At 68.2% G+C, this 15,668-nt stretch carries 16 protein-coding genes and 1 riboswitch; of the genes, 4 read left to right on the forward strand and 12 right to left on the reverse strand.

Annotated elements, in window-relative coordinates; translation table 11 throughout:
• Positions 1–37: 37 nt before the first annotated feature.
• The 5 genes from MRS60_RS06055 to thiC form a co-directional block, all read right to left on the reverse strand.
• Positions 38–1,318, reverse strand: coding sequence for a sensor domain-containing phosphodiesterase (locus MRS60_RS06055; RefSeq protein WP_034183176.1), 1,281 nt, complete (start codon positions 1,316–1,318; stop codon positions 38–40).
• Between the two features lie 481 nt (positions 1,319–1,799).
• On the reverse strand, positions 1,800–2,726 hold the full coding sequence (locus tag MRS60_RS06060; RefSeq protein ID WP_243565382.1) for a DMT family transporter: 927 nt from the start codon (positions 2,724–2,726) through the stop codon (positions 1,800–1,802).
• 144 nt (positions 2,727–2,870) lie between these two features.
• The gene (locus tag MRS60_RS06065) at positions 2,871–3,119 is read right to left on the reverse strand and encodes a hypothetical protein (RefSeq protein WP_034183178.1); all 249 of its coding nucleotides are present in this window, start codon (positions 3,117–3,119) and stop codon (positions 2,871–2,873) included.
• Positions 3,120–3,325: 206 nt separating this feature from the next.
• On the reverse strand, positions 3,326–3,538 hold the full coding sequence (locus MRS60_RS06070; RefSeq protein ID WP_034183179.1) for a glycine zipper 2TM domain-containing protein: 213 nt from the start codon (positions 3,536–3,538) through the stop codon (positions 3,326–3,328).
• A gap of 259 nt (positions 3,539–3,797) precedes the next feature.
• Complete coding sequence (gene thiC / locus MRS60_RS06075; protein ID WP_034183180.1) at positions 3,798–5,729, reverse strand: phosphomethylpyrimidine synthase ThiC; 1,932 nt, start codon at positions 5,727–5,729, stop codon at positions 3,798–3,800.
• Between the two features lie 123 nt (positions 5,730–5,852).
• A riboswitch (TPP riboswitch) is annotated at positions 5,853–5,969 on the reverse strand.
• Positions 5,970–6,239: 270 nt separating this feature from the next.
• On the opposite strand from thiC, the gene MRS60_RS06080 reads away from it, so the two are divergent.
• The 3 genes from MRS60_RS06080 to MRS60_RS06090 all read left to right on the forward strand — a co-directional run bounded on the left by MRS60_RS06080 (position 6,240) and on the right by MRS60_RS06090 (position 8,125).
• On the forward strand, positions 6,240–6,506 hold the full coding sequence (locus MRS60_RS06080; protein ID WP_243565383.1) for a pentapeptide MXKDX repeat protein: 267 nt from the start codon (positions 6,240–6,242) through the stop codon (positions 6,504–6,506).
• Positions 6,507–6,674: 168 nt separating this feature from the next.
• Positions 6,675–7,307, forward strand: a complete 633-nt coding sequence (locus MRS60_RS06085) for a cytochrome b/b6 domain-containing protein (protein ID WP_243565384.1) — start codon at positions 6,675–6,677, stop codon at positions 7,305–7,307.
• A gap of 29 nt (positions 7,308–7,336) precedes the next feature.
• On the forward strand, positions 7,337–8,125 hold the full coding sequence (locus tag MRS60_RS06090) for a molybdopterin-dependent oxidoreductase (protein WP_243565385.1): 789 nt from the start codon (positions 7,337–7,339) through the stop codon (positions 8,123–8,125).
• 55 nt (positions 8,126–8,180) lie between these two features.
• Here MRS60_RS06090 and MRS60_RS06095 read toward each other — a convergent pair whose 3' ends face one another.
• The gene (locus MRS60_RS06095; protein WP_034183184.1) at positions 8,181–8,462 is read right to left on the reverse strand and encodes a helix-turn-helix domain-containing protein; all 282 of its coding nucleotides are present in this window, start codon (positions 8,460–8,462) and stop codon (positions 8,181–8,183) included.
• A complete protein-coding gene (locus tag MRS60_RS06100; protein WP_243565386.1) occupies positions 8,459–8,812 on the reverse strand; it encodes a type II toxin-antitoxin system RelE/ParE family toxin in 354 nt (117 codons plus the stop codon). The genes MRS60_RS06095 and MRS60_RS06100 overlap by 4 nt, the downstream gene beginning before the upstream one ends.
• A gap of 515 nt (positions 8,813–9,327) precedes the next feature.
• Between MRS60_RS06100 and MRS60_RS06105 the strand changes: the two genes are divergently transcribed.
• Entirely contained in the window at positions 9,328–10,500 is a 1,173-nt protein-coding gene (locus MRS60_RS06105) for an EamA family transporter (protein ID WP_175750060.1), read from the forward strand.
• 21 nt (positions 10,501–10,521) lie between these two features.
• On the opposite strand, the gene MRS60_RS06110 is transcribed toward MRS60_RS06105, so the two are convergent.
• From MRS60_RS06110 to MRS60_RS06130, 5 genes are all read right to left on the reverse strand, one after another.
• A complete protein-coding gene (locus MRS60_RS06110; protein WP_217588011.1) occupies positions 10,522–11,721 on the reverse strand; it encodes an MFS transporter in 1,200 nt (399 codons plus the stop codon).
• Positions 11,722–11,965: 244 nt separating this feature from the next.
• The gene (locus tag MRS60_RS06115) at positions 11,966–12,790 is read right to left on the reverse strand and encodes a phosphodiesterase (RefSeq protein WP_243565387.1); all 825 of its coding nucleotides are present in this window, start codon (positions 12,788–12,790) and stop codon (positions 11,966–11,968) included.
• A gap of 86 nt (positions 12,791–12,876) precedes the next feature.
• A complete protein-coding gene (locus MRS60_RS06120) occupies positions 12,877–13,908 on the reverse strand; it encodes an ABC transporter ATP-binding protein (protein ID WP_152855269.1) in 1,032 nt (343 codons plus the stop codon).
• A 7-nt stretch (positions 13,909–13,915) separates the two neighbouring features.
• The gene (locus MRS60_RS06125; RefSeq protein ID WP_034183189.1) at positions 13,916–14,824 is read right to left on the reverse strand and encodes an ABC transporter permease; all 909 of its coding nucleotides are present in this window, start codon (positions 14,822–14,824) and stop codon (positions 13,916–13,918) included.
• A 10-nt stretch (positions 14,825–14,834) separates the two neighbouring features.
• A complete protein-coding gene (locus MRS60_RS06130; RefSeq protein WP_072435915.1) occupies positions 14,835–15,659 on the reverse strand; it encodes an ABC transporter permease in 825 nt (274 codons plus the stop codon).
• Positions 15,660–15,668 lie beyond the last annotated feature (9 nt).

A 15,668-nucleotide genomic window follows, 5' to 3' on the forward strand; every position in this document is an offset into this window, starting at 1 on the left:
GGCATCGCGGGCGAACGCCCGCCGCCGCGCCGGCCGGCTAGCGCATCACGGTTCCCGCGCTGTCGAGCACGAAGTCGACGCAGAACACGACGAGCCGGCTCTGCGCGCGGATCGCGACGGCGGCCGTGTAGCAGTCGCGGCCTTCCGTCAGCGAGAAGTGCGGGCCCATCAGCGCGACGCGCCCGGGCGCGGCGATCGCGCGCTGGAAGTACGGGCGGCGCGACCAGTTGCTGTGGGTTTCCGGGAACAGCGGCGACAGGCGGGTGGCGCTCGCCTGGCCGTCGTCGGGGGGCGCGCCGATCGACGGCAGGAACTGCTCGCCGATCTCGTCGGTGACGAACACGCGGCGCGCGGCCGGCACCGCGAACACGCGTTGCGCGGCATCCTGCAGGTTGCCGCTCGCGGAAAACGCGGCTGCGCCCGTGAGCACGAGCCGCTCGATCGCGTCGAAGCCCGGCTGCTCGGCGATGGCCGGCGTGTGCCGGCGCGCGATGAAGCGCTTCCACGCGGCGTCGAGCATCGCGGGCGCGGCCGCGCTCGCGTGCGCGATCGATGTGTCGGGCTGGCCGAACTGGAAGCCCTGCACGAAATCGATGTCGGCTTCCATCAGCGCCTGCAGCGCGTCGTCGCTTTCGACGCCCTCGGCAAGCACCATCGCGCCGGCCTGGTGCAGCATCGACACGAGGTGATGCATGATGCGGCGGTCGTCGGCCGACCCGGTCGAGCGCTCGACGAGCGAGCGATCGAGCTTGACGATGTCGGGCCGCGCGCGCCACACGCGGTCGAAATTCGAGAATCCCGTGCCGAAATCGTCGATCGCGATCAGGAAGTCGCGATGCTGGATCATGTCGATCGTGCGGGCGAGCGCGGCTTCGTCGCGCGACGGCTGTTCGACGACTTCCAGCACGATGCGGTTCGGCGGCAACCCGAAATGCCGGCACAGCGCCTCGACGAACTCGCGCTGCACGAGGCCCGAGTCGAGCACGCGCGGCGTCACGTTCAGGAACAGCCAGCCGTCGCCGATGCCCTGCGCGACGAAATTGGCCGTGTGCAGGCAGCGCGCGAGCCGGTCGAGCAGCAGCGCATCGGCGTCGGCGCGCGTCTTGTCGAAGAGGGCGGTGGGCGAGACCAGCGCGCCGTTCGCGTCGACGACGCGCAGCAGCGCCTCGTAGCCGACCACGCGCTTGTGCGTGATCGACAGCACGGGCTGGAATACGCTGCGCAGCGTCGTGGTGCGATAGGTGGCGAGCCAGCCGCCGGGCGTCAGCGTGAGGCGTTCGAGCAGGGAATCGAGCGACAGGTCGTGGGCGGGCTTCATGTCAACGGTGCCCGGGGGCGAGCGGCGGGGCGGCAGTGCGCTGCCACACTGAAGCAGTCGCATGCGCAGGCGGACGCGAAAGAACGTGGGGCATCGTGACCGCCTTCTGCGGATGAGTGTTCCGAGTGTAACGGGAATGCGGCGCCGCGCGTATCAGGGAAACTCCACACGCACGCGGTACGCGGCCGCGGCCATGGCGGCGCGCAGCGATGACCGGCGCCGCCCGAGTGCGCGCGGTGCATCACCGCCACGAAGCGAAGGGCGCCGCGCAAGCACATGACAATCCGGTGGCATGGTGCGATGGCATGACCCGTGCGTCGCGGCCGCATGGTGTGCGTGGCGGCGCGGGAAAACCCGCGACGGGCAGCCCCGCGCGCGGGCGGGCGCGCCGTCGGATGAATGCCGGCGCGCCGGGGGAACCGGTTGCGCTCGGCCGCCGGCAGTCACCGCACGACGGCCGGCAGCGCGCGCGCCCTGATTCTCAGGTCGCTTCGCCGCTACGCGGCCCCAGACCGGGAATCCGCTTGATCACGCCGGTCGCGAGCGCGGTGCCGACGAGCACGATCGCGCAGCCTTCGATCATCACGGCCGACACGTGTTCGTCGAGGAACAGCGCGCCCCACAGCAGGCCGAACACCGGGATCACGAACGTCACGGTAATCGCGCGGGCGGGGCCGACATGCGCGATCAGGTAGAAGAAGATGAAATACGCGATGCCCGTGCATGCGATGCCGAGGCCGAGCACGGCGCCCCATGCGTGCGCGCCGACCGACGCGGCCGGCCAGGTGGCGATCGCGAACGGCAGCAGCAGGACGGTCGAGCCGATCATGCTGCCGGTCGCGTTGACGAGCGGGTCGACGCCGCCGAGCTTGCGCTTCGTGTAATTGGCCGCGATGCCGTACAGCAGCGTCGCGCCGAGCGCCGCGGCGGCGGCAAGCGCCGTCGTGCCGGCGCCCGTGTCGCCGTGCGCATTCGCGATCTGGTTCCATACGAGCGTGATCACGCCGGCAAAACCGATCACGAGGCCGAGCGCGCGCGGCAGCGACAGTTTGTCCTTCAGCCACAGGTAGGCCACGAGCGCGCCCCACAGCGGCGTCGTCGCGTTGATCACCGACGTCAGGCCGGCCGACAGCGTCAGTTCGGCGAACGCGAACAGGCAGAACGGTATGCCCGAGTTCAGCGCGCCGACGACGAACAATGGCCATGCATGACGGCGCAGCCGCGCGCCGAGATCGGCGGGTTTGAAGCGCGTCAGCGCAAAGCCGGTGAGAAACAGCGCACCGATGCCCACGCGCAGTGCCATCAGCGGCGCGACGCCGAAATCGATCACGCCGATCCGGATGAACAGGAACGAAGCGCCCCACAGGGCAGCGAGCACGGTCAGCAGAATGGCGTTCTTGGGTGACATCGAGCGTGAGGGCGAGGGACGGGATGCGGTGAATCTTACACTGCGTTACCACGCCGTCGTTTCACGATTCGATGAAATGGCAAGAAACGGGAAATGCCGCCGGAAGCAGCCGCGGGACTGCCGGCTGCCGGCGGCGTTGCCCGATCAGTGATGGCGCCAGCCGCCGCGTCCGCCGAAGCCGAAATTGAGCGACACCGCCGGTCCCCAATAGCCGCCCCACGCCGGCGCATACGCAGGCGCCGGATAGTAGTAGGCGGGGCCCGGATCGACGTACACGGGCGCCGGCTGCACCGGTGCCGCCGTGTAATAGCCGCCAGGATAATAGCCGTACGGGTAGTAGCAGCCGGCGAGCGTCGTGCAGGCGAGCGCCGCGGCGACGAGGGTCCTGTTCATGATGTTTCTCCGGCGAAGCCGGCAATCGGCAGATGCTTAAGCTTAGGCCGCGCGCCGATGACACGGTGTGCAAAACGGTAACGGATCATTTCCGGCCCGCTGCTGCCCGTGTTGCGGCGCCGCATGCGAAAACGGCGCTTCCGCACCGCGGAAACGCCGCTTGATTGAAATGTTGCGCCGCGTCTGGCAGACCGCGTCCAGCCGTTTTACTTGCCGATCTGGTTGCCGATGATGCCGCCAGCCGCCGCGCCGCCCAGCGTCGACAGCGCGTTGCCGCCGATCGCCGCGCCGGCGACGCCGCCGACACCCGCACCGATTGCCGTGTCGCGCTGGCGTCTCGTCATCGAATCGCAGGCCGACAGGCTTGTCACCGTCGCGACGAGGAGCGCACATACCCCAATACGCCGAATCGATTTCATGATCGTTGTCCTGTGGTTGTGAACGGAAGGCGCGCGACCGGCGGGCGGCCACGCATGTTTCCAATCTACGCGCCGTCCCGCGCCGCTGCTGTAAGGACTTGTTAAGCCTCGCGCGGTTTCGTAATCATTTGTTTCCCCGTGCGCCGGCAGGCATGCGACATGCGCAGGCCACGCGACATGCGTAAAAAAGCCCGCTCGAAAGCGGGCTTCGTGCATCGCGATGCATGTCAGGTGCGGATCGCCGCGTTCGCTCGTTCGCTTATTGACGGTGATAGATCTCGGCGCCGGTCTTGACGAACTCGACCGCCTTCACTTCCATCCCCTTCTTCAGCGCTTCGGTTTCCGACACGCCCTGCTGCGCCGCAAATTCGCGCACGTCCTGCGTGATCTTCATCGAGCAGAAGTGCGGGCCGCACATCGAGCAGAAGTGCGCGACCTTCGCCGAATCCTTCGGCAGCGTTTCGTCGTGGAATTCGCGCGCCTTGTCCGGATCGAGACCGATGTTGAACTGGTCTTCCCAGCGGAACTCGAAGCGCGCCTTCGACAGCGCGTTGTCGCGCACCTGCGCGCCCGGGTGGCCCTTCGCGAGGTCGGCGGCGTGCGCGGCGAGCTTGTACGTGATGATGCCTTCCTTCACGTCGTCCTTGTTCGGCAGGCCGAGGTGCTCCTTCGGCGTCACGTAGCACAGCATCGCGGTGCCGAACCAGCCGATCATCGCGGCGCCGATGCCCGACGTGATGTGGTCGTAGCCCGGTGCGATGTCGGTGGTGAGCGGCCCGAGCGTGTAGAACGGCGCTTCCTTGCACCAGTCGAGCTGGAGATCCATGTTCTCCTTGATCAGTTGCATCGGCACGTGGCCGGGGCCTTCGATCATCACCTGCACGTCGTGCTTCCACGCGATCTGCGTGAGTTCGCCGAGCGTCTTCAGCTCGCCGAGCTGAGCCTCGTCGTTCGCGTCGTAGATCGAGCCGGGACGCAGGCCGTCGCCGAGCGAGAAGCTCACGTCGTACGCCTTCATGATCTCGCAGATCTCTTCGAAGTGTTCGTACAGGAAGCTTTCCTTGTGATGCGCGAGGCACCACTTCGCCATGATCGAGCCGCCGCGCGACACGATGCCGGTCATCCGGTTCGCGGTGAGCGGCACGTACTGCAGGCGCACGCCCGCGTGGATCGTGAAGTAGTCGACGCCTTGCTCGGCCTGTTCGATCAGCGTGTCGCGGAAGATTTCCCAGGTCAGGTCCTCGGCCTTGCCGTTGACCTTTTCGAGTGCCTGGTAGATCGGCACCGTGCCGATCGGCACCGGGCTGTTGCGGATGATCCACTCGCGCGTTTCATGGATGTGCTTGCCGGTCGACAGGTCCATCACCGTGTCGCCGCCCCAGCGGATCGCCCACGTCATCTTGTCGACTTCCTCGCCGATCGACGACGTGACGGCCGAGTTGCCGATGTTCGCGTTGATCTTCACGAGGAAGTTGCGGCCGATGATCATCGGCTCCGATTCCGGGTGGTTGATGTTCGCGGGGATGATCGCGCGGCCGCGCGCGATTTCGTCGCGCACGAACTCGGGCGTGATCTCGGCGAGCGCATTCGCGCCGAACGCGGCAGCGCCGAACGCCTGGCCCGGATGCTGGCGGCCCATCATCGCGGCGAGCTTCGCGCCGTTCGGGCCGCTCGACTTCAGGCTCTCGATGTATTCGGCGCGACGCTGGTTCTCGCGGATCGCGATGTATTCCATTTCCGGCGTGATGATGCCCTGACGCGCGTAGTGCATCTGCGTGACGTTCCTGCCGGCCTGCGCGCGGCGCGGGTTGCGGTGCAGGCCCGGGAAACGCAGGTCGGCGGTGGCCGGATCGGCCGCGCGCTCGAGGCCGTATCGGCTCGACAGGCCGGGGAGCACTTCGGTGTCGCCGCGCGCTTCGATCCAGCGCTGGCGCAGCGCGGGCAGGCCCGCGCGGATGTCGATCTTGGCTTCCGGATCGGTGTAGGGGCCCGACGTGTCGTACACGTAGATCGGCGGATTCTTTTCGCCGCCGAAGCCGGTCGGTGTGTCGGCCTGCGTGATTTCGCGCATCGGCACGCGGATGTCGGGCTGCGAGCCGGTCACATAGACTTTCCGCGAATTCGGCAGCGGCGCGACGGCAGCGGCATCGACGTGGGCGTCGGCGGACAGAAACTTCGGATTGGCGTTCATGCAATCTCCTGTGTGAGCGCCGGGCAGGCGCTGCGGCGCTTGCCCGGAGCCCTTGACGAATGTGGGGCTCGAGCTAAGCAGGAGACGAGGCTTGGTGAGGCGGCGGATTCGTCAGAAGGATGGCGGCGGAATCCGTACGCTTCCCTGCGCTGGCATTATCCAGATCAGGTTCAAAGGGTATTTCTCACCCGCAATGCCGGTTGTTTGACCGAACGCATTGCAGGACCCCCGCGTTAGCAAGGGCACACGATACACCGGCTTTGCGGCGGTTTCAACCGGGCGTACAGTGATTATCCCGGTGCAGTCGCGCTGTGGCGGGCTGCATGGCAGGCGGGTGCGCCGCAACACGCTCGGTTGTCGTTCGGTCCGGCAGCTCGGTCGGCGGCGGATGAGCGATGCAGCATGGCGGGCTGTCCGGCCGGCACAAAAAAATATTTTCAGATCGGCTGTCATTTCCCGTGACGTCGTCCGTCTATTCGGCTCCTCAAACCCATGTTTCGGAGAGATGTCATGAAAAAAGTACTGATCGCAGCCTGTGTCGCCGGTTTCGCCATGGTCGCAACGGGTGCGTATGCGCAGAACGACGCGATGTCGAAGGAGGGTTCGTCGATGTCGAAGGACGCGATGGGCCACGACGCGATGGCCAAGGACGGCGCGATGAAGAAGGACGCCATGAAGAAGCACGCGATGAAGAAGGACGCGATGAAGAAGGACGCGATGTCGCACGACTCGATGAGCAAGCCGAAGTCGGACGACAAGATGGCCCCGTCGAACTGACGGAAACGGACGGAGCGCGGGCGACGCGCGTGTCGTTGCTGCGTGCCGGGACGGCCGCGGTGCCGGCCGACGCGCGGCACGCGCCACGCCGCACGTCAGCGCATGCGTTGCGTGGCCGGTCTTCGGCCCCGTCTCGCGCTCTGTCGCCTCATTCCGGGAGTTTTCATCATGCAAACCGTTCCCGCCACAGGGCGCGCGGCCGCCACGCCGCCCGCGCGCCCGATCCATCCGCTGTGGGTGCGCGCGAGCCACTGGCTCAACGCGCTCGCGGCCGTGCTGATGGTGCTGTCCGGCTGGCGCATCTACGACGCGTCGCCGATCTATCCGCCGTTCACGTTTCCTCACGGCATCACGATCGGCGGCTGGCTCGGCGGCGCGCTGCAATGGCATTTCGCGGCGATGTGGCTGCTCGTCGGCAACGGGCTGTTCTACCTCGCGATGTCGCTTGCGACCGGACGCCTGGTGCGCAAGATGCTGCCCGTCACGCCGGCGTCCGTGTGGCGCGACGTACGCGCCGCGCTCGGCGGGCGGCTGTCGCACGCCGACCTGAGCGTCTACAACGCGGTACAGCGCGCGGCGTACCTGACCGCGATCGTCGATCTCGTCGTGCTGGTGCTGTCGGGGCTCGCGATCTGGAAATCCGTGCAGTTTCCGCTGCTGCGCGAGTTGTTCGGCGGTTACGACAACGCGCGCGTCGTGCATTTCTGGGCGATGTCGCTGCTCGTCGCATTTTTTGTCGTACACGTCGCAATGGCGCTGCTGGTGCCGCGCTCGCTGCTCGCGATGCTGCGCGGCCGCTGACCCGCGAGCCGCGGGCGAAGGAAATCATCATGTCGGAATCCGAAAACAGGCGCGGCCAGCCGCGCTGGACCCTCGACCGGAATTCGCTCGAACTCGACGTGCGCCGCGAGCTCGAGATGCCGTCGCGGCGGCTTTTCAACCGGCGCGTGCTGACGCTCGGCGGGCTGACGATGCTGACCGGCTGCACGCTGCAGGACGATGCGTCGGTCAACACGTTCCTCGAGAAAGTGTCGCGCATGAACGATCGCGTGCAGGCCTGGCTGTTCAGCGGCGACCGGCTCGCGCCGACCTACACCGAAGCCGACATCACGCGGCCGTTCCCGTTCAACGCGTACTACGGGATCGACGACGTGCCGCACGTCGATGCGTCGACGTATCGGCTCGTGCTGTCCGGCCGCGTGACGGGCAAGCGCGTGTGGACGCTCGACGAGCTGTATGCGCTGCCGCACGCGGAGCAGATCACGCGGCATATCTGCGTGGAAGGGTGGAGTGCGATCGGCCGCTGGGGCGGCACGCCGTTCGGCGCGTTCCTCGCGCGTGCCGGCGCCGACACGCGCGCGAAATACGTCGGCTTCAAGTGCGCGGACGACTACTACGAGAGCATCGACATGCCGACCGCGCTGCATCCGCAGACGCTGCTCGCGTTCGACTACGACGGCCGCCGGCTGCCGCCGGAATTCGGTTTTCCGATGAAGCTGCGGATGCCGACCAAGCTCGGCTACAAGAACCCGAAGCACATCATGGAAATCTTCGTGACCGATACGTTTCCGGGCGGCTACTGGGTCGATCAGGGATACAACTGGTTCGGCGGATCGTGAGCGGCGCATCGCTCGGAAGCGCATGCGCGTGCCGCGACGCATCGCGCGTCATGCGTCATGCGGATGCGCGCACCTGGAGATCGACGCGCAGGCCGACTGCCGCGGCCATGTTCACGAGCGCGTCGAGCCCGAACAGGTTGATCTTGCCGCGCAGCAGATCGGAGACGCGCGGCTGCGTGACGCCCAGCCGTTGCGCAGCCTGGGCCTGATTGAGTTCGAGCTGTGCGATGCGCTGCTTGAGCGCGATCATCAGTTCGGAGCGCAGCTTCATGTTCTCGGCCTCGGCCGGCTGGCCCTCGATTGCGTCCCAGACGTTCGTGTAACGTTCATTGGTCATCGTTTCAACTCCATCATCAGCGTGCGATAACGCCGGGCGGCCAGGTCGATATCGGTTTTGTTCGTACGTGCCGATTGCTTCCGGAAGCAGTGAAGCACGTAGACGGCATCGGCGAAGGTCGCGACATAGACGATCCGGAACGCGCCGCTCGCATCGCGCAGGCGAATTTCCCGCACGCCGACGCCGACGGTGCGCATCGGCTTCCGGTCGTCGGGCGCCAGGCCGCGCTGCACCTGGTCGATCTGGTGGCCGGCGTCACGCCGCGCGGGCAGCGGAAAGTCGCGAAGATCGTCGAGCGCGCGGCCGACGAACACGACCGGCTTCGGCGGAAGAATGGTTGAATTATACAAAATTTTGTATCGATGGTGCGGGTTTCGAACGGAGGCTGCGGACGGCGCGAGGAGGGTATGCCGACCGTCACGATAAGCGTGAATCGAAGGCCGGCACGCATGATTGGCTGTTCGGCCGATGTCTGGTTCGACCGTTACGGATTGCTACGAATTGCGTGTGGTACCGGCACCGACGCCGGCAATGTGCGCGCATCGCGCATCCGGCCCCGGATTTCAACCGCCCACCTGCCGGCCGAGAATTGTCGCGCCGAAACGTCAGTCCTTATCCTTTCAGACAGGTCTGACGATGCTTTCGAATCCTTGATGCCATAATCCCGAGCGTGCGCAGCCGAAACGGTTGCGCGCGTTTTTTTTTGCCCCTTTGCCGCCGCTTGCCGGTTCTCTTTCGTCGCCGTTCGCACTGCCATGTCGTTCCGCATGTTTGCTCTGCCTTCCCGGTCCCGCCAGGACCGTTTGCCGGCATTGCCGGCGTCTTTCAGCGGAGCACGCAACGCGACGTGCGGGCGGGCTGCACGATGACCCCGCTCGATCGCCTCCTCGATTTCTTCTCCCGCCTTTCGTTCCGGATCCGCCTGCCGCAAAGCCGCGGCGGCCGCGTCGCGCTGGCGCTCGTGTTCATCTATTTCGTCTGGGGTTCGACCTACAGCGGCCTGCATTTCGCGCTGCAGTCGTTCCCGCCGCTGCTGCTGTCGGGGTTGCGCAACCTGCTCGGCGGGATCGGCCTGTTCATCTTCGCGCTGCGGCGCAAGCCCGAATGGCCGACTCTGCTGGAGATCCGCAACTCGGCGATCGTCGGCACGATGCTCGTCGCGCTGTCGTCGGGCACGATCGCGCTCGGGATGCGCACGGTCAGCAGCGGCTCGGCCGCGGTGATGGTGGCCACGGTGCCGCTGTTCGCGACCGTGATCGCGGCGGTGGCCGGGCGGCCGGTGACGAAGGGCGAGTGGGCGGCCGTCGCGCTCGGGATGGTCGGCATCGTCGTGCTGAATTCGGGCGGCGCGGCAGCCGCGAACTCGGCGCTCGGCACGATCTGCGTGCTGGCCGGCGCGCTGTTCTGGGCGGGCGGCGCGCATCTCGCGACGCGGCTCAAGCTGCCGTCCGACCTGTTTTTGTCCACGTCGCTGCAGATCGGCCTCGGCGGGCTGATGTCGACGCTCGTCGCCTGGCTGCTCGGCGAACGCGTCGAGCAGCTGGCCGTCGGGCCCGTGTTCGCGTTTCTGTACCTGATGGTGTTCTGCACGATGGCCGCGTATGTCGCGTACGGCTATCTGATCCGCCACACGAGCCCGATCATCGCGAGCAGCTGCATGTACGTGAACCCGATCGTCGCGGTCGCGCTCGGTGCGCTGCTGCTTGGCGAACCGGTGACGATGGCGACCGTGGTCGCGACCGTCGCGATCCTCGGCAGCGTCGGGCTGTCGTTCGTGTTCGATCCGGCGCGCCGGCCCGCGGCACGCGCGGCGGCTGCCGGTTCGCCGGTCGCGGCGGCCGCGTCGACGGCGGACGTTGCGTCCGCACCCGATCAGATCGCGCTGCCGGAAGCGGCGCCCATCCTGGCACCTTCCGCTGTCCCGCTGGCGGTACCGACGCCGGCTGCCGTGATGGATCCGACGGTGGTCATGGATCCGGCGCAGGCGTTCGCACCGCCGGCCGCGGGCGAACCGGCGGCACCGCGCGCCGACGCGTGATGCCGGCGCCGCCGGTCGTGCTCAGCCGCGCCGGCCGCCGCGATGGTGGGACCAGCCCGCGAGCGCGGTGAACAGCAGCCCGGCTGCACACATGCCGGTCCAGCCGAACGCGTGCCATGCGGCGACGCCGGCCGACGAGCCGAGCGCGCCGCCGATGAAATAGCACACCATGAACACCGTGTTGACGCGGCTGCGCGCCTCGGGCTTCAGCGCATAGATGCGCGACTGGTTCGAGATCTGCGCGGCCTGCACGCCGACGTCCAGCACGATCACGCCGATCACGAGCCCGACGAGGCTCGAGCCCGACAGCGCGAAGATCACGAACGACAGCGCGAGCAGCGCGATCGCGAGCGAGATGATCGTGCGCGGGCCGCGCGTGTCCGCGAAGCGGCCCGCGTAGGGCGCCGCAAGCGCGCCTGCCGCGCCGACGATCCCGAACAGGCCGGCCGCCTGCGGGCCGAGATGGAACGGCGCGCCGGCGAGCAAGAGCGTGAGCACGGGCCAGAACGCGCTGAACGCCGCGAACAGCGCGGCGCCCGTCAGCGACGCCTCGCGCAGCCCGCGCAGTTCGACCGCCAGATGCCACATCGAGCCGAGCAGCTTGCCGTACGGCAGCGTCGACGTCGGCGAGCTGCGCGGCAGCCGCAGCACGATCACGGCGGCCAGCGCGATGAGCGCCGCAACCGACGCGCCGAACACCGCGCGCCAGCCGAAATACTCGGCGACGAAGCCGGCGGCCGTGCGCGCGAGCAGGATGCCGAGCAGCAGGCCGCTCATCACGGTGCCGACCGCGTGCCCGCGTTCGGCGGGCGGCGCGATCTCGGCCGCGAACGGCACGGCCTGTTGCGCGATGGTCGCGAGCACGCCGATCGCGAGGCTCGCGACGGCGAGCACGGCCAGCGACGGCGCGGCGGCCGCCACGATCAGCGCGACCGACAGGCCGACGATCTGCATCAGGATCAGCCGGCGGCGATCGAAACGGTCGCCGAGCGGCGCGAGCAGGAACATCCCGGCCGCATAGCCGAGCTGGGTCGCGGTCGGCACCGCGCCGATCCACGACGCGCCGTCGGGAAAGGCCGAGCGGAAGCTGTCGAGCAGCGGCTGGTTGTAGTAGATGTTCGCGACGGACACGCCCGCGATCGTCGCGAGCAGCAACAGCAGGCTGCGCGAGTAGTGGGGCGAGGCGGCGTCGGTCGGACGGTCGGTGGAGGCGGTGGACATGGCTGCGCGGGCGAAGTTGGGCGGCGCGGCGCGCGGCGCACGCGTCGGGTGCGCAGGCGGGCCGGGCGCCAGCCGAGGCTGCCGATCATACCGGAGCACCGTGAATCCTGCCGGGCGCGGCGAACCGGCGAACCGGCGAACCGGCGAACCGGCACAACCGGCACAACCGGCACAACCGGCACAACCGGCACAACCGGCACAACCGGCACAACCGGACGCCCGTTATCGCACGTCCTTCACGCGGTCAGTCGACCAGTTCCCCCGTCGGCTCATAGAACGGATAAGGCCCGGCGCCTTCGTCCACATACACGTGGTGCGACGTCATCCCCGTATCCGGCGCATAACGATGCACCGCGAACGCCGACGGTTCGAGCCGGAACGCGGATGGCGCATCGGCCCGCAGGTCGAACGCGACCTGGTGCGCGGGCGCCGGCACGGCCGACGCGAGCGTGCCGCCGAAACGCGTAAACATCGTGCGGTGCACGTGGCCGCACAGCACGCGTTCGACGTTCGGATAAGCACGCAGCAGTGCGTCGAGTTGCGCGGCGGCGGCGGGCGCGAGGCGCAGTGCGTCCATATGGCCGATCCCCGACACGAACGGCGGGTGATGCAGCGCGACGATCACCGGGCGATCGCGTGCGGCGTCGAGCTGCGCGGCGAGCCATTTGAGCCGTGCGTCGCACAGGTCGCCGTGGCTCGCGCCGGGCACCTGCGAATCGAGCGCGAGCACGCGCACCGCGCCGACGTCGAGTGCGTACTGTACGAATTCGCCGTCCTGCAGTTCGGCGCGATCGGCGAACGCGCGGCGCAGCCCGGCGCGGTCGTCGTGATTGCCGATCATCAGGTAGTACGGAATCTCGAGCGGCGCGAGCAGGGCGCGCAGGTTGGCGTATTCGTCGTCGTGGCCGAAGTCGGTCAGGTCGCCGGTGACGAGCACGGCGTCGGGGCGCGGCACGAGCGCGTTCAGCTTCGCGATGCAGCGCGCGAGCGCGGCCGCCGTGTCGACGCGCCGGTACGCGAGCTGGCCCGGCCGCTTGATGTGGAGATCGCTGATTTGAGCTAGCAGCATCGTCGGTTCTCGGAATCGTCTGGTTATTGTGGGTGCGGCGTCATGCGCCGCGGTGGGGCGTGCATCCGTGGTGCATTCGAAGCGCATTACGCGCCGAGCGCGATCAGTCCTTCCGGTGCAATCGTAATGCCGACCGCGGTGCCGTGCGCGAGCGCGATGCGGCCCGGCACGTCGATCACGAGCGCGTCGGGCGCCGCGTGCTCGATCGTGAGCCGCGTGCGCTCGCCGAGGAACGCGCATGCACCGACCGTGCCGCGCAGCGGCGCATGCGCGGGATCGGCGAGCTGTGCATCCTCGGGGCGGAAGAACCACTCGTCGGCGGCATGCGGCGTGACGATCGCGCCGCCCGTCGTCACGAGCGCGCCATCGCGCCATTGTCCGCCAAGCCGGTTCAGCGTGCCGATGAACTGCGCAACCGTACGATTGGCCGGCCGGTAGTAGATGTCGCGCGGCGTGCCGATCTGTTCGATGCGGCCCGCGCCCATCACGACGATCCGGTCGCCGAGCTCCATCGCTTCGGCCTGGTCGTGCGTCACGTAGACCGTCGTCACGCCGAGCTCGCGCAGCAGCGCATTCATCTCGCGACGCAGCACGTCGCGCAGTTTCGCGTCGAGTGCCGTCAGCGGTTCGTCGAGCAGCAGCACGCGCGGCCGCACCGCGAGCGCGCGCGCCAGCGCGACGCGCTGGCGCTGGCCGCCCGACAGCTGATCGATCGGCTTGTCCGCGTGCGCGTCGAGCCGCATCATCGCGAGCAGTTCGTCGACGCGTTCGCGCAGCGCGCGCGGCTCGGTCTTGCGGATCTTGAGCCCGTAGCCGACGTTGCCGCGCACCGTCAGGTTCGGAAACAGCGCGTAGTTCTGGAACACCATGCCGACCTGCCGGCGCTCGATCGGCAGTGCGGTCACGTCGTCGTTGCCGAACGCGATCGTGCCGCCGGCGTCCGGCGTGTCGAGGCCCGCGATCAGGCGCAGCGTCGTCGTCTTGCCGCAGCCCGACGGCCCGAGCAGCACGAGCGTTTCGCCCGCGCCGATCGACAGGTCGAGCGGTTCGAGCACGCGCGTGCCGCGGAACGTCTTCGCGCAGCCGGTCAGGGTGATGGGAGTGGAATCGAGTTTCATAGTTGGTTCAACGAGGGCGGCGCTTGAGTGCACGCGTGCCGGACGGATCGACACCGAGCCATTGCATCGCGACGAGGAGCGGCAGCGTCATCAGCAGGAACAGGATCGTGTATGCGCTGCCGACTTCGAGGCGCAGCGATGCATAGGTATCGGCGAGCCCGACGGGCAGCGTCTTGGTGTCGGGCGTATGCAGCATCCACGTGAGGTTGAATTCGCCGATCGACAGCGTGAGCACCGCGAGCGCGCCCGCGACGATGCCGGGGCGCAGGTTCGGCAGCACGATCGTGACGAAGCGCGTGACGAACGACGCACCGAGGCTGGCCGCGCCTTCCTCGAGCGTGCGCAGGTCGGCGCCGGCCGCGACGGCCGCGACCGCGCGCACCATGAACGGCAGCGTGAACACGACGTGGCCGACGACGATGAACCACAGGCTCATCCGGAACGCGGTGAAGCCGCCGTACACGACCAGCAGCGCGAGCGCCGACGCGAGGCCGGGCAGCGCGACCGGCAGCACGAGCGCTTCCTCGATCGCGCGCGAGATGCGGCTCTTGCTGCGCGCGAGCGCATAGCCGGCTGGCACGCCGACCGCGAGCACGATCGCGAGCGTCGCGAACGCGACATAGAGCGACAGCGCGACCGAGCCGTGATACTGCTGCCACACCTGTTCGAGCCAGCGCAGCGTGAGGCCGCTCGACAGTCCGCGGAAATAGTTGACGGTCAGGCCAGCGAGCACCGACATCACGACGGGCACGATCAGGAACGCGCACAACAGCAGCGTGACGCCCCATTGCAGCGCGGCGATCGCACGCGCGCCCGTGACGCGCGGCGCGCGGCGCGCGACGCCGTTCGCCTGCGCGGGAACGGAAGCGGGAGCGGGCGCCGGAGACGGCGCGGAAGAGCCGGAAAGCGATTGCATGCAGGAATCCTCAGGCCGCGGCGGCGGCGGTGTGGCCGGTGAAGCGGCGCGCGAGCGCGAGCACGGCCCAGGTGACGATGCCGAGCACGATCGACAGGCCGGCCGCCGTCGCGATGTTCGCGTTCAGCGTGAACTCGGTATAGATCGTCATCGGCAGCACGTTCAGGTCGGTGGCCAACGTGAACGCGGTACCGAACGCACCCATCGCGGTCGCGAAGCAGATCGCGCCGGCCGCGATCAGGCCGGGCGCAAGCGCGGGCAGCACGATGTCGACGAAGATGCGCCACGGCGACGCGCCGAGCGAGCGCGCGGCTTCCTCGAGCGACGCGTCGAGCTTCGACGCGGCCGCGATCACGGTGACGATCACGCGCGGAATCGAGAAGTACAGGTAGCCGACGAACAGGCCCGCGACCGAATACGCAAACACCCATTTGTCGCCGGTGAGCTTCGCGGACAGCATGCCGATCAGCCCCTGGCGCCCGGCGAGCATGATCACCATGAAGCCGACGACGACGCCCGGAAACGCGAGCGGGAACGTGAGCAGCGCGAGCAGCACGCGCTTGCCGGCGAATTCGCGGCGCGCGAGCAGCAGGCCGGAGATCGTCGACAGCGCGAGCGTCGCGAGCGTGACGCCCGCGGACAGCGCGACGGTCTCGCCGAGGCTCTTCATGTAGCGTGCATTGCCGAGCAGCGCCGCATACTGCGAGAAGAACGCGCCGTCGGCGGACACCTGCACGAGCGCCGCCATCGGCAGCAGCCAGAACGCGGCGAACATCGCGAGCGCCGGCGCGACGAGCGCGACGCGCCAGCGCAGCGGGAAAGTCAGGTCGAGCATCGGTTGTGT

Origin of the sequence: Burkholderia pyrrocinia (assembly GCF_022809715.1) — a bacterium.
Classification (GTDB): Bacteria; Pseudomonadota; Gammaproteobacteria; order Burkholderiales; family Burkholderiaceae; genus Burkholderia; species Burkholderia pyrrocinia_C.

Excerpts from the sequence above, each read along its gene's own strand:
- MRS60_RS06120 (WP_152855269.1), bottom strand. The coding sequence starts at position 13,908 with ATGAAACTCGATTCCACTCCCATCACCCTGACCGGCTGCGCGAAGACG.
- MRS60_RS06070 (WP_034183179.1), bottom strand. The coding sequence starts at position 3,538 with ATGAAATCGATTCGGCGTATTGGGGTATGTGCGCTCCTCGTCGCGACG.
- MRS60_RS06080 (WP_243565383.1), top strand. The coding sequence starts at position 6,240 with ATGAAAAAAGTACTGATCGCAGCCTGTGTCGCCGGTTTCGCCATGGTC.
- MRS60_RS06090 (WP_243565385.1), top strand. The coding sequence starts at position 7,337 with ATGTCGGAATCCGAAAACAGGCGCGGCCAGCCGCGCTGGACCCTCGAC.
- MRS60_RS06060 (WP_243565382.1), bottom strand. The coding sequence starts at position 2,726 with ATGTCACCCAAGAACGCCATTCTGCTGACCGTGCTCGCTGCCCTGTGG.
- thiC (WP_034183180.1), bottom strand. The coding sequence starts at position 5,729 with ATGAACGCCAATCCGAAGTTTCTGTCCGCCGACGCCCACGTCGATGCC.
- MRS60_RS06110 (WP_217588011.1), bottom strand. The coding sequence starts at position 11,721 with ATGTCCACCGCCTCCACCGACCGTCCGACCGACGCCGCCTCGCCCCAC.
- MRS60_RS06065 (WP_034183178.1), bottom strand. The coding sequence starts at position 3,119 with ATGAACAGGACCCTCGTCGCCGCGGCGCTCGCCTGCACGACGCTCGCC.
- MRS60_RS06130 (WP_072435915.1), bottom strand. The coding sequence starts at position 15,659 with ATGCTCGACCTGACTTTCCCGCTGCGCTGGCGCGTCGCGCTCGTCGCG.
- MRS60_RS06125 (WP_034183189.1), bottom strand. The coding sequence starts at position 14,824 with ATGCAATCGCTTTCCGGCTCTTCCGCGCCGTCTCCGGCGCCCGCTCCC.
- MRS60_RS06055 (WP_034183176.1), bottom strand. The coding sequence starts at position 1,318 with ATGAAGCCCGCCCACGACCTGTCGCTCGATTCCCTGCTCGAACGCCTC.
- MRS60_RS06095 (WP_034183184.1), bottom strand. The coding sequence starts at position 8,462 with ATGACCAATGAACGTTACACGAACGTCTGGGACGCAATCGAGGGCCAG.
- MRS60_RS06105 (WP_175750060.1), top strand. The coding sequence starts at position 9,328 with ATGACCCCGCTCGATCGCCTCCTCGATTTCTTCTCCCGCCTTTCGTTC.
- MRS60_RS06085 (WP_243565384.1), top strand. The coding sequence starts at position 6,675 with ATGCAAACCGTTCCCGCCACAGGGCGCGCGGCCGCCACGCCGCCCGCG.
- MRS60_RS06115 (WP_243565387.1), bottom strand. The coding sequence starts at position 12,790 with ATGCTGCTAGCTCAAATCAGCGATCTCCACATCAAGCGGCCGGGCCAG.